Below are 14,491 nucleotides of genomic sequence, written 5' to 3'. Positions count from 1 at the left end.
AACCAAGGGAGGTGGTATGTTCAAGAATATCGTGGTCGGTGTCGATGGCTCGGAAACCTCTGAAGTTGCGCTCCGCCTGGCCTGTGATCTGGCCGGAAAATACGCTTCGGAAATACATCTCGTCCACACGCCGCAGCCCCATACGGTGGCCTTCGCGTTGGGGGCGACCATGGGCTACCATGCCGCAACCACCATGCCCTCCCCGGAGGAAGTCCGCGAGGCTGCCGAAAAGGTTCTGAACGCGAGCAAGGCCATCGCAAAAGACCTCGGCCTGGAGATCACGCAGATCCGCGCGGAACGCGGCGACCCCGCCGAGCAGATCATCGCCTGCGCCGAGGACTGCGGCGCCGATCTCATCGTCACCGGACGCCGCGGCCTGGGCGGCATCGGTTCCCTGGTGCTGGGCAGCACGACCCAGAAGGTCAATCACCTGGCCAAGTGCGCCTGCCTGTCGGTGGTGTGAGCTTCCCGGTTGGCCTAAGTTCGCGGCTGCTTTAGCTTCCCGGTTGGTTTAGCTTCCCGGCTGGCTTCAGTTCCTGCGCAATGATAGCCTGAGAAAATGCATCTGGAAGCATCGGAATTAGAGGTCGAACCCTCTGCAGAAAGCGGCGGACATTGCGATTGCTGCGGCAAGGAGTCGCGCAGCATTAATGGTTATGTGCACATACGAGATGCCGAGACCGTGGCCTGCTACTTCATGCATTGGACGGTCGGGGCCTCCCTGGCCACGCATCCCGCAAACTTTGACCTTATCTACGGGCCCTGGGGCGAAGGTATCTCCAAAGATCACAGGTGCGCCATCTCGCTCATATACTTTGAAAATGACGACGGCCCGACGGTCAGGGTTATCGATGCGAACGACCGACCTGTCGCAAGCTACGAATTCGTCGGCACGGCCCTGACACGCGAAGAGGTGATTGGAACGCCCCTCGCAGCCGACGTATTCGCGATCTTCGATGCGGTCTTCCTGCAAGACGAACGCGTCGTAAAAACGTGACGGGAGGCGTCCGCAGATGATTTGGTGCGATGCATCTGTCTCCGCGCACGGCAGGCAAGGAGTCGCGCAGCGAGACCCTGAATTTCCGCTCCGCGCCTCGCCCCACGCTTTCCCCTCGACGTTCCACGGAGCTCAGGCGCGGTGTTTTCCATTTTTTACCGATTGAAATCTTTAGCTCCTGTCCCCAAAACTCTTTAGACACTCAAAAAGGATCACCGCGTGCGGAACGCACTGAGAGCCCTGGCAGGGCTCATTCTCTGCTCCATTTCCATCTACTATTTTCTTTACCCGGCCGTCACGGTGCTCAATCAGATCAGGGAGGAGTCCCCCGCGCAATCCGGCGTCTCGGATTTCGCGGCTGATATTCACCGCTCCATCGCCCAGCCGTTTGGGGCCTGGGCCCGGGATCGTGTTGAGACTGCGCGCGGCACCGAGTTGAGCCTCGGCGATATCTCCGGGACCGAATGGCCCATGTTCAGCGCGGTCTATTTTCTCTGGAGCACGGAAGAACTCGATAAAGCCTGGGTCGCGGCGGGCGATACCGGCAGCCCGAGGCCGGGTATCTACGCGGCCGATGCCATCGAGGCGGCGGCGGAGCTGGTGGTGGACCCGGCCAACGCAAGCTGGGTGATCAGGCATTGGGGGGAGAGCTATCTCGAACGTGAGAACATATTCTACCGCATGCTGCTCATCGCCGGCCTGACCTCCTATCAGTCCATCACCGGCAAGGTCCAGTACGAGCCCCTGCTCAGACAGCAGGTCATCTCGCTCTCCCGGGAGCTCGATCAATCTCCCCACGGCCTTCTCGACGATTACCCGGGACAGTGTTATCCCATCGACATCCTTCCGGCCATTGCGGTCATGCAGCGCGCCGCCGCACTGCTGGAGATTGACCTGGGGAAATTCACCGAGCGCGCGCGCCGCGGCTTCGAAGGCAGGATGCTGGACCCGGCGACGCAGCTTCCCAGTTACGTCGCGGACCCTCTCGAGGGTATCGGCATCGGCCCCGCACGAGGCGTGGGGATCAGTTACAAGCTGATATGGGCGAAGGAGCTCTGGCCGGAAACCGCGAAAGCCTGGTACGGGCTCTACGAGCGGCAGTTCGTGCAGCAAGGCACTTTCATCAGCGGCGTGCGGGAATTCCGCAAGGGCATGGACGCCTATTCCTGGCTCGGCGATGTGGATTCCGGCCCCATCCTGGGCGGCTTCGGCGTGGCCGCCAGCGCCTTCGGCATCGCCGCCGCGCGCGTGAATGGAGATGCCGCACTCGCGCACGGCCTCTCGACCCAGGCCATCCTCGCCGCCTGGCCCCTGCCCTCGGGAAGATTGCTGGTCCCCTCGCTGCTCTCGGACCTGTCGGACGCCCCCTTCCTGGGCGAGACCGCCCTGATGTTCGTCTTCTCCCGCCCCATGAATCTGCCCGATACCCCGGCTGAACTCGCCCCGGCTGAACTCGCCCCGGCTGAACTCGCCATAGCGGAGCTCTCCACCCCAAAGCTGGTTTACATCCTCCTGGCCATCGCGCTCTCGCTCGGACTGCTTATCCTCTTCCTGGGGCTGAGGCTCATCCTGAGCACCGCGCGAAGACACCGCTCGGCCTGACCGCGGATCGGGCTTGGAGCCCGGTTGCATAAACCGGGCACTTATGCATCGCGCACAAATCGGGATCTGGCCCCGTTGTCATTTCCGCTGCTACATCTGACATCTTCGTCAATGCGACCTGAGGCAATACTTCCATCATCAGGTACGGCTCAAAAAGTGCCTGATCGAAGTTAATTCGGCGGTTGCCTCTCCAGAATTCGAACGGCGGCACCCTACGATGACCACGTGCAGTCAGGGTCACAGACAAGTCCTGCGCCCGCTCCCGCCGACGGCCAGGAGAACGGCCTCTTCGGCACGGCGTGAAGACGATACGAATAAAACACCTGCCTGCGGTGTTGGCACCCCAAAGTCAAACGCAGACCGGAGGGCTTGAGACAGGGCTTCGGCGCGCCGCGCACCGAAAATCCATGCCTCGAAGGCTCTTGGCAAGAGGGCGGTAGGAGTAAAATATCTGTGAACAAAAATTGTACAGAACAATCGAGTAGGCGCATTACATGTGCGCAGGGAGAGCATAGAAAACATGAACAGATGGGCTGAATTTCACACGGCATACCAGGTCGCAAAGCTGGGGACGGTCAGTGCCGCGGCTGAGACGCTCGGCATTCACAGGGCCACGGTTAATCGTCACATCGATCTACTTGAAGCTGAACTGGGTGCAAGGATCTTTCTCCGACATGCACGAGGCTATTCATTAACCGATTTGGGTTCTGAATTCCTGCAAGTCGCGCAAAAAACCGAAGCTCTGGTTGATGACCTCGCAGGACGGGCTCAGAGCAATCGCGCACAACTCGAGGGCGATATAACGCTCTCGGTGATGCCGATGTTCACCAAAGCTGTGTTCGCTCCGGTGAAGCGATTTCGGGAAGAAAACCCTGGATGTAAAGTCAACATTCTCGCAACAGAGAGCCTCTCGCGATTGGAGTATGGTGAGGCACACGTCGCCATACGCGCCAGAGGTAAACCCGAGAACCCGGACTATGTTGTCCGCCCATACCGTTCCATCGCACTCAATCTTTACGCGCATCAGAGCTATATTGATCGCAAGGGTCTGCCCTCTGGGAGCAATGACATGGCGGGTCACCATTTTGTCTGGCTCGCGAACGACACGATTCGACCCCCGTTCGCTTCCTGGGTCGAGAAGTATCTGGATCCATCGCAAATGACCGTCACCACGTCTAATCTGACCGTCAAGTTCGACGCGATAGAAGCAGGCGTCGGACTTGGATTCATGAGCGAGCTGGACGCTGCATCACACGCAGATTTGCATCGTGTTTTACCTGACAATCCGACATGGCGCGTGCCGTTATGGCTGGTCACGCACGTCGACCTCCACCGCACGAGCAAGGTTCAAAGAATGTTGGCGTGCCTGGAAAAAGCTTAGCGCCGCTTTTGCACCACAGCCGCGCACAGAATGCGCGCCAGATGGGCTTTATGCACTTTAGATCCATTGCCAGTCTTGGGGAGAAACGCCAACAGGTAGGAGACTCGCATGGTTCGTCCCATGACATTCGCGGCTTTTGTTTCGATCTCTGTTTTAGGTTCTGCATTCGCCGAAGAGCCCGTCGGACTTGATCCTTACGCACCCTACCCTCTCGCCCAAATCACAGATGACATCCGCTATCCTGCCGCTCAACCACCGCAGGGCACTGTCAGCCGGCACGGCGAAATCGAATATCTCGCGAAAAATGTCTTCGGCACGCACTGGTATATCTCAGCCAACGATGCCGTCTGGCATCTGGTCACGGCAGGCGATCCTGATGACGAGACAATTCTTTTCGTTCATGGGCATCCTGATACCTGGTGGTCGTGGCATGAAGTGATGGCGCTTCTTGCAGATGATTTCTACGTCGTTGCAGTCGATACACTGGGTTATGGACAGTCCGACAAGCGGTTGGAACTGGACCTCTCTTACGCAGGCGTCGCCGAAGGACTTGAGGCCCTGATGGACAGACTCGGCATCGGGACTTTCAACCTGGTCGGTCATGACCGCGGCGCGGTTATCGGCGATCATCTCGTGGCGCGAGAGAGTATGGGCGGTCGGATCCTTGCATATCTCCGCATGCAACAGTCTGCCGATCAGCCGCACGGGCTTCCGCGCCCGGCCCACGAGGAAATGGCATCCGCCGAATTCCACGCCAATGAAAACGTGATTTATGGAATGTTCGAGAGCGACTATTACTCTGTCGACATGCCGCAAAGTCATCGTGACCGGGCCCATTGGGAATACTTCTTTCCGGGCACCGCTGAAGCTGCAGCGGCGCAGTTTTCCCACGCCGGCTTCGACAAAGAGCTGGAATTCCGGCTTGCCGAAGTCTTTCCGCGCATGACGATGCCGGTCATTTTTATGCAAGGTGCCCATGATCCCGGGCAGCGCCCTGAGGAATACTGGCGCACCGCACAAGTCGTGCCGAACGGTAAAGTGCAGATCGTAGACGCGAATCACTTCATCCAGGCCGAGAAGCCAAAAATCGTCGCAGACGCCGCGCGCGACCTGTTCGACTGACCTCTCCACATAATCCGGTAGCCGTCTGTGGTTCCGCAGACCCGTTTCCCGTTGCCTGGCACGCAACTGCGTAACGGCGGCAACTTTCCCTGCTTATTTCTAAAACGAGGACATCATGACTGTAAGATCGATCAGATTTCTTGCCACAGCGTCCGCAGCGTTTCTGGCATTTTCGCTCGACGTAGCAGCACAGGAGAGAGATCCCTTTGCCCCGCCCACGCGGTCTCAAGACCAGGGCTTCATCTACCGCAACACAATCCCGAAGGATTTTGAGACCCACATCATCGTCAACAACGAGGCGGACCGCGCAAGAGCGGAACGGATCATTGAATTCTACGAGGTTTTGTCGACGCGGCCGACGATCGAGAGCGTCGCTGACTATGTATCCGACCGCTACATACAGCACAGCACCATGCTGCCCAACGGGCGCCAGCCCCTCGCCATGTTGTTCAAAGGGTCGGTGGATGAGTATCCGGTCGCCATTGACGTCCATAAGGTGATCGTCGTCGGCAACTCGGCTATGGCGCACGTTAACTTCCGGAACCTGGACAATGACAGCCCAGAAGACATGGGGATGGCCGCCGTCGACATGTATCTCTTCGATAACGAGGGCAAGATTACAGAACACTGGGATGTTCTTCAGCTGGTGCCCAGCCATGCCCCAAACCCGAACGGCATGTTCGTCACGCTCTTTGAAGAGGACTGATCTGATGCGAGCCCGAACACTTTTCGCAAATACAACGCTGGCCATGTCGATGCTGCTGTCCTCCGCTGCCCTTGCTGAAGCGCCTCCCGCGCCCGCGGCTGATCAGGCGATGCCATACTACGACCGGCAAAAGATCGACATCAGCAATCTACGGGACTTCTACAACGGTCTCTTGATGGCAGATGCCATGATCCACGCAGACGCCATGTTCGACGCGGAAACCAAGTGGCGATTGACGTTGCGACAGATGATCCTGGCGGGCAGCGGCCATCATACGGCACGCAGCGCTTACCAGCTCTCGCTGATGGACGTACCGCTGGAAGAGATACAGGCACTCTTCGCTTCCGATTACGTGGAGTCTCTGGAGGATCCCCGCCTCAAGGCTGCGTTCACTTACATCGAGGTCATGGGGAGCTATCCGATCCTGTCCTCGAGCGATCTACATGCATTGTTGCGCACCAACTATACAGACCGGCAGATTGCTGAGCTTATGCAGTTGGGAGCGATCAACAACGCGTCCGCAACCCATGATGCCGTGTTGCCCATCGCAACCGACCAGGAGACATTGGCTTGGGCCATTGAAAACCTCACAGATGTTGGCTGGACGCCCGGCCCGAACGCAAGCAGTTCCTATGAGGAACAGTACGCCAATCCCTTTGTCGGTGATTCCTTGACCCGAGCCGTCGCAGAGCTTGACGCCACCTGGGACCGTGAAGACCTCGGGGCGGTTGATCCCGTCTTTGCCACGGATTGGCTTAACTTCATTACCGGCTACGGCGTACCCGAGATCACCTTCGATGGGGACCGTGATGGGATCGAGGAGCCGTTTGATGCTTTTCCGACCGCTCAGCTTGAGTGGGAGCAGGAAGGTCTGCGTGAAGCCAATCTGCCTAACAAAGACACTCCGGGCTTCAATGTGGCCGCCTATGACTACAGCTACCATGAAGTTGCCAAAGACAATGAGACGACTGTGCCCTATAGCGACCGGAACCGGTTTGACACCTACTGGCCGCGGCAAGCCGCATTCGGCACTCTCAGTATGGATGCATATATCCTGCAGACCGAGCGCACCTTTGAGTACGATGAAATCTGGTCGATCTTCTTCGTCTATCAGCTCGCCAGCGGGTGCGTGCACTGCCAGGCCCATGGTGCCTTCGGCATATTCGACTACACCGAAGACGCATACTTTCGGGACGAAATCCCAGCCGAGGACCTGCCGCAGCTGATCGCGTACATTCAATCCTTGATGGACTTTGAGCGCTCCGAGTTCGTTACGCCATCTATGAAAGCGGCACTGCGGATTGCACGCGATTCGGCGCGCCTGCCGGCGAGGGTAACCGCCGCTCACATTGAAGAGCTGCGCCGGCACTACACGGATCGTGAAATCCAGGAAATCCTCTCGGTGATCGTGGTCAACGCCTGGCTTTCCGGCAGCATGCAATCGATGGCAACCGTCACCGATCAGCTCAGCATGTCCTGGGCCCTGCGCAATCTGGGCCCGAAGGGGTGGAAACCTGGCGTGCATATTGGATTGCCCAGCGAGCAACGCCCCTACCATATGAGCCAGTTCTTCGACGAACTGGTCGCAGCTGCAAACAGTGGCAAGGTTCCGGACGGCGCATCCGACTGGACGGGCCTCGTCATACCGTTGGCGACCGACAGTGATGGCGATGGAGTCGAGGATGCATTCGACGGCTTCCCGGCCGACCCGAGCCGCTGGGCTGATACGGATTTCGATGGAATAGAAGATACCGCCGATGCAGATATTGACGGCGATGGGCTGGAGAACACGCTGGAACTCGCCAAAGGCACGTTTCCCTATAAAGCCGACTCCGACGGCGACGGCATCGGTGATCCGATCGAGCTCCAAGCGGGCACCGACCCTCTTGACCCACGTGAGTTTTAGAGGATGGCGCCGGACAGCACACACCTCCGGCCCGCCTCTCATCTTCTGCGTAAATCAGGGCGACGACGAAGGTGAAGCCGTTGATTTGGGGCGAGTGGTCGGAGTTGGCCATGCGCGATCAGCGCAGGCGTAGCTTACCGCAGCCTTCATAAGCCACCTCGCAACTCTCCAAGCCGAACCTCCCGGAATGGGACGCCTGTTGCTTCGTGCAAAGTCAGGACTCGAAACAAGCAAAGCCTTGCATAATGCCGATGACCAGATCGTACCCTCCCGTATTCTGTATCGCCGCTTTTTTCGCAGCCTGCCCTGCCGTAGCGCAAGAGGAGGTTGACCCCCGCGTTCCATACTTCAGTGGCAACATAATCTCCAGATTGGGCTACAACGGAGACTACGATGCCGAGGAACCGCGCAACGAAGCCGATGATCTTTTTGTTCAGATCATTGCAAGCCCGGTGCTGAATTTCTCTGACAGGTTTCGTTTCATCTCGGAACTCCGGGTTGAAACCGTCGCGCCGGCTTCAGAAGACCGCGCCTTCGAGGATCAAGGCCTGTTTGCGCGCTTTCTGCTCGCGGAATACTCCCTGAACGACGAATTCTCGGTACATGCCGGCAAGCATACACCGTCTTTTGCGCTGGCCTCGCTGGTGACGCCGGGAATGTACGGGAATAGTTACAGCAAGGAAATCGAACTCATCGATCGGGTCGGGCTTGGCAGTGCCTACACTTTTGGCGGCAACGGTGACGGGGAGCATACACTGAGCCTTAACAGCTTCTTCGAAGACACAAGCGTGTTTTCAGACTCCCTGGGCACCAATCGCGGCCGCAACTCTATTGATGACGGAGGTGCCAGTAACACTGAGGGGCTTGACTCCTTCACGGTGTCGCTTGAAGGGCTCGGCATGGATCGCCTGCCCGGCCTGACATACAAATTGGGCTACATATATCAACGCAGAGGCGTGGACGGCGTGGCTGATGAAAACGGCATTTCGGCCTCGGTGCTGCAATCCTTCGAAACGCGTGGCGGGACGGACTGGACACTGATCGGGGAAATTGCAGCCTTTGACAACTTCGACGGGACAGCGGATGAGATCATATATGCAAGCGGCGCCGTAGTTTATCGAACAGGCCCCTGGACGGCAGTGCTGTCCGGCACCGCAAGACCCAGATGGTTGTCCGGTGGCGGTCGTTTTGATGACTACACCGCGCAAACCTCGATTGAGTACAATTTTGGCAAAGGCATCTCGCTCGCTGTCGCGCATGAATTCAGCCGGGATGAAAACGTCAACAACAGGCGCATTGGACTGCGTCTTTCCAAAGTGATTGAACTGGGTGAGTGAGCGTAGCGCCCGGAGTCCCCGCCAGGCTGCGGGAATCAGGAGTTGACGAAACAGGCGCAGCGGCTTGCCCGAATGATTGCTTCGGGTCAGGGACGTGATGGTTCGTGCAGATGATAGTCCAGTATGTTCGGAGGATATTCTTGAGATGAAGAAAACCGCCGGGATCGCTTGTTTGAGTGTCTCGTTTGCGATGCTTTGGGTGCCATTAGGCCAGCAGGTTTTCTTGATAGAGCATTGGATGAAGGTCGGCACCTTCATGGCGCCGTTCCTGCTCTTCATTGCCTTGACGTTTCGTCAGGAAGCCAGGCTCAGGCCAACAGTAGATGTCCGCGCGGTTGCACTGCTCTTGCTGATCGCCTACATCGCGCACCAGTTCGAAGAGCATTGGGTTGACATCTACGGCAACAACTACTCCTTCAAACCCTATCTAAATGCCACAGTTTTGGAGTCACTGGGCGCTGCGGAGAACGCGCGGCCGGTGCTTTCAGATGCAGGGGTCTTCGTGATCAATACGTCCCTTGTCTGGCTTGTGGCTGCGCTCGCCATATGGCGAGGGCCCGACCAGGTGTTTCCGACGCTTTGCATGGCGGCGATTGTCGTGGTGAATGCACTTACTCACCTTGGAGCCTGGAGCGTTCGGGGTGATTACAATCCGGGTCTGCTAACAGCTTCCATTTTATTTTTGCCAATTGGGCTGACAACCTACCTGTGGATCTTCCGGTCTGGTGTCGCGAGATGGCAGGCGATCGCTGCCAGCTTGGGTTGGGGCGGGTTAGCACATGTCATCATGATTGGTGGCATGATCTTGTCTGGCTGGCTGCAGACGATCTCTGAGATCACCTATTTCGCGCTTTTGGTTGGTTGGTCGATCTTACCGGTTTTCTTGTTTCGCGCTGAAAAATGACGGTCGTTCCGACTTGGATTAGCTGATCGAATGCCACTGATTCGATGACACCTTCTTTCCTGCTTTAGGGGTGCAAAACGAAGCGATACCACGCCAACCGTAAGTGCTAGAGCGTGTCATGTTTTAACGGAAACACTCTGTGTTTTCGATAAAACATGTGAACTCGCTCTACATCATAGTGCTAGAGCAGATTCACCGGTACGACGGATCGCCGAAGGCGATTCCATCTAAACCGGATCTGCTCTAGCGCTGATGGAGAAATGCTCGACTATTCTCAGCAGCTGTGAATCGATCTATGCCGAACAACGGTTGTCTCCACCCCAAAAGGCCTGGCACACGCGCGCGCATGCCGGGCCTTCGCCGTGCAAAACCGACCTACAGGACCGTCAACTGTACGTCGATGTTGTTGCGGGTCGCATTAGAATAGGGACAGACCTCGTGCGCCTTGGCAACCAGGCTCTCTGCCTCGGCGCGCTCGATGCCCGGCAGGACGACCGAGAGCGAGACCTCCAGCCCGAAGCCGCCGGCGGCGCGCGGGCCGATGCCGACTTTTGAGGTAACGCTGGTGTCTTCCGGGACGCTCAGGCCCGCCTCCTGGGAGGCGACGAACTTCATGGCGCCGAGGAAACAGGCGGCATAGCCGGCGGCGAAGAGCTGTTCCGGGTTGTTGCCCTCGCCCCCGGCCCCGCCGAGTTCCTTGGGGGTCGCCAGCTTTACGGCGAAGTTGCCGTCCAGGGTTGCGGAATGGCCGTCCCGGCCACCGGTGGCGCGGGCGGAGGTGGTGTAAAGAACGTTTACGGACATGGTATTCTCCTTTGCTGAGGTGATGACAGGGACTTGAAAGACCCCCGGCAGCTACGGTTGTACTGGAACAGGTCATATCACAATATCGCTTACGATTATATCGTGTGCGATATAAATGGATACCTGAAGCAAGCCTGTCAAGTGCTTGCGATAATATCGCACACGACTTAAATAGAACGACGCGCGCGTACCGAGACGGCGCCGCAGGCAAACAGGATAGCAAATATGAGCGGCAAGACCCAAAAATCTAAGGCACAGAGACCCAAAACGCAGAGCGTCAAAGCCGGTGGTGGCAATGCACAAAAACCCGCACCCCGACAATCCCGGACTTCAGCGCAGAAAGGGGCTCCGCGCGCCGACGGCCCGGCCCTGGACGACTTCATCTGCTTTGCGCTCTATTCCGCAAACCACGCCATGAACCGCGTCTATAAACCCCTGCTTGACGAGCTCGGCGTGACCTATCCGCAGTACATCGCGCTCTCTGCGCTCTGGGAGCGGGACGGCCAGACCGTCGGCGAGATCTGCGAAAAGCTCTTCCTGGAGTCCAGCACCGTGACCCCGTTGCTCAAACGGCTGGAGACCATGGGCCTTCTGGCGCGCCGCCGTGACGCCACGGACGAGCGGCAGGTGCGGGTTTCGCTGACACCCGAGGGCCGGCGCTTGAAGTCCAAAGCCCGCAAGATCCCCGGCTGCATCCATGCCGCCTCCGGTCTGGGCGAGAAAGCTCTGCTGAACCTTCAGACCCAGATCGCGGACTTGCGCGAAAACCTGGTCCGGGCAGCAGCGGAATAGATCCCGGTGCAATCGGAATGCGGCTGTCGCTCTCTTCTGGCCGTCAAACGCGCTTGCTAAGCATTCCGCAATATGCTGCAAAACCGGAATGCAATTCGGCTCTCCGGCATCCGCATTTCCAGCTTAGGCAGATCATGTCCATCACCTTATCCGACGTCACAAAGTCTTTCGGAACCGAGAAGGTCCTGGATGCGGTCTCCCTGGAAATCGCTGCCGGGGAGTTCTTCGCCGTCCTGGGGCCGTCGGGCTGCGGCAAGACCACCCTGCTGCGGCTCGCGGCGGGTCTGGAGAGCCTGGACAGCGGGTCCATCACCATCGGCGGGCGGCCGGTCGCGGGCGACGGGCTGCATGTCGCGCCGGAAGACCGCAACGTCGGTGTGGTCTTTCAGTCCTACGCCCTCTGGCCCCATATGTCCGTCGAGGCCAACGTCGGCTTTCCGCTGGAGGCGGCGGGCGCCGGCAAGCGCGCGGCCCTGGACCAGGCGCAGCGGCATCTGAGCACGGTCGAACTAGAAGCCTTCGCCCGGCGCAAGCCCGCCGAGCTCTCCGGCGGCCAGCGCCAGCGCGTCGCCCTCGCCCGCTGTCTCGCCCAGGGCGCGGAGACCATTCTGATGGACGAACCGCTCGCCAATCTCGATCCGCACCTGCGCGCCACCATGGAAGAGGAACTCGCCCGCTTCCACCGCGCCTCCCGCACGACCGTGCTCTACATCACCCATGACCAGCGCGAGGCGATGGCCCTCGCCGACCGTCTCGCGGTGATGTGGCAGGGGCAGATTTTGCAGGTCGGCGCGCCGAGCGAAATTTACCGCCGGCCGGCCAGTGAGCGGGTCGCGCGTTTTATCGGACGCAGTGCGATTCTGGATGGCGAGGTTTTGAACCGCAATGGCCGGGACGAAGCCCTGATCCGGATCGGCGGACTGGAGGTCGCGGCCACTTCATCAGCTGTGGCAAATGTATGTCATAACGAAAAGAAACCGGCCCGCATTCTGGTCCGTCCGGAAGATGTCGTTTTGGACCCGGAGCGGGCCGCCGTGACGGCCATCGCCGAACGGGTCGCCTATCGTGGCGGCTTCTGGGAGGTTGCGGCGCGCCTCGAGGGCCTGGAAACACTCCTCGCCCTGAACCTGCCGGAGCGGGTCAGCCCGGGGGACAGCCTGCCGCTTTACCTGAAACGGGCGTGGCTTCTGCCCGAAAGCTGAGGCACGGCTTTAAGTGGGCGTCAGTCCCGCCAGGGAATGACACCCGGCTGCAGCCTCGGCGCCAGGAGGTTCAATCCGAACATCAGCAGCACCGTCGCCGCCACGGTGATCGCCGCCATCGCCGCCGCCAGGGTCGTGTAGCCGCCGTCCTCGTAATTGAAAATCACCGTCCCGATGGTCTCGCTGCCCGTCGACCAGAGCAATGCCGAGACCGTTATCTCGTTGTAAGCGGTGAGAAAAACCAGAATTGCCCCCGACGCCGCCGCCGGCGCGACCAGGGGCGCGAAGACCTTGCGCATGCGCCGCATCAGGCCGGCGCCCGAGACCCGCGCGGCATCGTCGAGGCTGACATCGAGCTGGGTATAAGCCGCCGCGACCGGCTTCAGCCCGACCGCAAAGAAGGCCGAGACGTAGGCGATCAGGATGATCCAGATGGTGCCGTAGAGACTGAAGTCGACCAACGGCAGCGGGCGGATGAAGGCCAGAATGAAGGCGATGGAAATCACCAGCCCCGGGATCGCGAAGGTGATCTCCACCTGGGTCGCCGTGGCCGAGGCCGCCTTGCGCACCAGCCCGCGCCCGGTGATCAGATAGTAGCCGAGCCCGATGGAAAGAACCGCAATCGCCAGCGCCGCCGTGCCGGCCGTCAGGGTCGAGTTCAGAAAGGCGCGGGCCGTAACAGACTGATAGAAAATGACTTCCGCGAAGTTATCCAGGGTGACCGTGGCCCAGCTCAAAGGCAGGCCGTAGGTCGGCACCAGGGCGGTCGCCAGCAGCGAGACCAGCGGCAGCAAGAGCGTCGCCGCCACGAAGAGCCATATTCCGGCCTCGCTGGCCCCGCGCCAGCGCCCCAACCGGATCGCCAGCGGTGCCTGAGGCAGGCCGACCAGCGCCAGGCGCATGCGCCGCTGAAAGTGGAACTGGACCGCCAGCGCCGCCAGGGTCACCAGCGCCAGGATGATCGCGATCACCGCCACGTTGGGCAGCACGTCCGGCCCGAAGCTGGCCAGACGCCGCCACATCAGGACCGGCAGGGTCGTATAGCGCGCGGGGATGCCCAGCAGCGCGTTGATCCCGAAGTTCCCCAGCGCCGCCACGAAAGCCAGCGCAAAACCTGACAGCAGGCTTGGGGCCAGCAAGGGCACGACGATGCGCGTCAGCAGGCGCCAGCCCCCTGCCCCCGACACCCGCGCAGCATCGCTGAGCTCGCGGGGGAAAGACCGCAAAGCCGCGCGCTGGATCAGGAAAACCAGCGGACTGTGCTGAATGGTCAGCAGCGCGACAATGCCTTCGCGGGAATAGATCGGATGGGTCGAGCCAGGCTCCGGCGCAAGTCCCAGCCACTGGAGGACCGGGCTTGCGGGTCCCAGCGCCTGGATCCAGGAGATCGCGGTCACATGGGGCGGGATCATCATCGGCAGGAGGATCAGGAAGACCAGCGGCCCCTTGGCCCTGACGTCCGTCAGACCGATGGTCAGCGCGAGGCCGAGGCCGATCAGGGTGGCGAAGCCCGCCGCCAGGAAGCTGCTTTCGAAGCTGTGCCAGAGGGCGCGCAGCACCGAGCGGCTGGCGAGCGCCTCGCCAAAGAGTGCGAGCGAGAGGCCGTCTTCACCGCTCAGGCCGATTTTGAAGAGCAGGAGCAGCGGAAAGCCGCAGAAAAAGAAGACGACCAAAAGAATTGCGGCGAGAGGAAAACCCTCGCCGCTCAAAAACCGCCGGGCCGGACGCAAGTTCACGC

At 59.7% G+C, this 14,491-nt stretch carries 13 protein-coding genes; 11 read left to right on the top strand and 2 right to left on the bottom strand.

Annotation, left to right across the window (positions count from 1 at the left end):
• The first annotated feature begins 16 nt into the window (after window positions 1-16).
• From FKG95_RS20390 to FKG95_RS20350, 9 genes are all read left to right on the top strand, one after another.
• Window positions 17-463, top strand: coding sequence for a universal stress protein (locus tag FKG95_RS20390; RefSeq protein ID WP_142898246.1), 447 nt, complete (start codon window positions 17-19; stop codon window positions 461-463).
• 96 nt (window positions 464-559) lie between these two features.
• Window positions 560-997, top strand: coding sequence for a hypothetical protein (locus FKG95_RS20385; RefSeq protein WP_142898245.1), 438 nt, complete (start codon window positions 560-562; stop codon window positions 995-997).
• Window positions 998-1,216: 219 nt separating this feature from the next.
• Window positions 1,217-2,599, top strand: coding sequence for a hypothetical protein (locus tag FKG95_RS20380; protein WP_142898244.1), 1,383 nt, complete (start codon window positions 1,217-1,219; stop codon window positions 2,597-2,599).
• Between the two features lie 520 nt (window positions 2,600-3,119).
• Window positions 3,120-3,980, top strand: coding sequence for a LysR family transcriptional regulator (locus FKG95_RS20375; RefSeq protein WP_142898243.1), 861 nt, complete (start codon window positions 3,120-3,122; stop codon window positions 3,978-3,980).
• Between the two features lie 108 nt (window positions 3,981-4,088).
• Window positions 4,089-5,102 (top strand): alpha/beta fold hydrolase, encoded by a 1,014-nt coding sequence (locus tag FKG95_RS20370; protein ID WP_142898242.1) that lies wholly within the window; start codon window positions 4,089-4,091, stop codon window positions 5,100-5,102.
• Between the two features lie 115 nt (window positions 5,103-5,217).
• On the top strand, window positions 5,218-5,808 hold the full coding sequence (locus FKG95_RS20365) for a nuclear transport factor 2 family protein (RefSeq protein ID WP_142898241.1): 591 nt from the start codon (window positions 5,218-5,220) through the stop codon (window positions 5,806-5,808).
• A gap of 4 nt (window positions 5,809-5,812) precedes the next feature.
• Window positions 5,813-7,714: a carboxymuconolactone decarboxylase family protein gene (locus FKG95_RS20360; RefSeq protein ID WP_142898240.1), complete on the top strand. Its 1,902-nt coding sequence runs from the start codon at window positions 5,813-5,815 to the stop codon at window positions 7,712-7,714.
• A gap of 206 nt (window positions 7,715-7,920) precedes the next feature.
• The gene (locus FKG95_RS20355) at window positions 7,921-9,051 is read left to right on the top strand and encodes a hypothetical protein (RefSeq protein ID WP_142898239.1); all 1,131 of its coding nucleotides are present in this window, start codon (window positions 7,921-7,923) and stop codon (window positions 9,049-9,051) included.
• 145 nt (window positions 9,052-9,196) lie between these two features.
• A complete protein-coding gene (locus tag FKG95_RS20350; RefSeq protein ID WP_179954192.1) occupies window positions 9,197-9,955 on the top strand; it encodes an HXXEE domain-containing protein in 759 nt (252 codons plus the stop codon).
• 375 nt (window positions 9,956-10,330) lie between these two features.
• On the opposite strand, the gene FKG95_RS20345 is transcribed toward FKG95_RS20350, so the two are convergent.
• On the bottom strand, window positions 10,331-10,759 hold the full coding sequence (locus FKG95_RS20345; protein WP_142898237.1) for an organic hydroperoxide resistance protein: 429 nt from the start codon (window positions 10,757-10,759) through the stop codon (window positions 10,331-10,333).
• 225 nt (window positions 10,760-10,984) lie between these two features.
• Here FKG95_RS20345 and FKG95_RS20340 point away from each other — a divergent pair, with 225 nt between their 5' ends.
• Window positions 10,985-11,551 (top strand): MarR family winged helix-turn-helix transcriptional regulator, encoded by a 567-nt coding sequence (locus tag FKG95_RS20340; RefSeq protein ID WP_142898236.1) that lies wholly within the window; start codon window positions 10,985-10,987, stop codon window positions 11,549-11,551.
• A 134-nt stretch (window positions 11,552-11,685) separates the two neighbouring features.
• Window positions 11,686-12,753, top strand: a complete 1,068-nt coding sequence (locus FKG95_RS20335; RefSeq protein WP_142898235.1) for an ABC transporter ATP-binding protein — start codon at window positions 11,686-11,688, stop codon at window positions 12,751-12,753.
• Between the two features lie 20 nt (window positions 12,754-12,773).
• Here the strand turns inward: FKG95_RS20335 and FKG95_RS20330 are convergent, their stop codons facing one another.
• Window positions 12,774-14,489 carry an ABC transporter permease gene (locus FKG95_RS20330; RefSeq protein ID WP_218940283.1) on the bottom strand — a complete coding sequence of 572 codons (1,716 nt, stop codon included), beginning with the start codon at window positions 14,487-14,489 and terminating at the stop codon, window positions 12,774-12,776.
• Window positions 14,490-14,491: the final 2 nt, after the last annotated feature.

This window comes from Denitrobaculum tricleocarpae (assembly GCF_007004665.1).
Taxonomy (GTDB): Bacteria; Pseudomonadota; Alphaproteobacteria; order Kiloniellales; family Kiloniellaceae; genus Denitrobaculum; species Denitrobaculum tricleocarpae.
Note: the sequence above shows the minus strand (reverse complement) of the source record. Positions and strands in the feature narration are given on the sequence as shown.

What these genes read in the sequence shown, in the direction of transcription:
- FKG95_RS20345 (WP_142898237.1), bottom strand. Translation starts at nt 10,759, where the DNA reads ATGTCCGTAAACGTTCTTTACACCACCTCCGCCCGCGCCACCGGTGGC.
- FKG95_RS20390 (WP_142898246.1), top strand. Translation starts at nt 17, where the DNA reads ATGTTCAAGAATATCGTGGTCGGTGTCGATGGCTCGGAAACCTCTGAA.
- FKG95_RS20375 (WP_142898243.1), top strand. Translation starts at nt 3,120, where the DNA reads ATGAACAGATGGGCTGAATTTCACACGGCATACCAGGTCGCAAAGCTG.
- FKG95_RS20340 (WP_142898236.1), top strand. Translation starts at nt 10,985, where the DNA reads ATGAGCGGCAAGACCCAAAAATCTAAGGCACAGAGACCCAAAACGCAG.
- FKG95_RS20385 (WP_142898245.1), top strand. Translation starts at nt 560, where the DNA reads ATGCATCTGGAAGCATCGGAATTAGAGGTCGAACCCTCTGCAGAAAGC.
- FKG95_RS20370 (WP_142898242.1), top strand. Translation starts at nt 4,089, where the DNA reads ATGGTTCGTCCCATGACATTCGCGGCTTTTGTTTCGATCTCTGTTTTA.
- FKG95_RS20360 (WP_142898240.1), top strand. Translation starts at nt 5,813, where the DNA reads ATGCGAGCCCGAACACTTTTCGCAAATACAACGCTGGCCATGTCGATG.
- FKG95_RS20365 (WP_142898241.1), top strand. Translation starts at nt 5,218, where the DNA reads ATGACTGTAAGATCGATCAGATTTCTTGCCACAGCGTCCGCAGCGTTT.
- FKG95_RS20335 (WP_142898235.1), top strand. Translation starts at nt 11,686, where the DNA reads ATGTCCATCACCTTATCCGACGTCACAAAGTCTTTCGGAACCGAGAAG.
- FKG95_RS20350 (WP_179954192.1), top strand. Translation starts at nt 9,197, where the DNA reads ATGAAGAAAACCGCCGGGATCGCTTGTTTGAGTGTCTCGTTTGCGATG.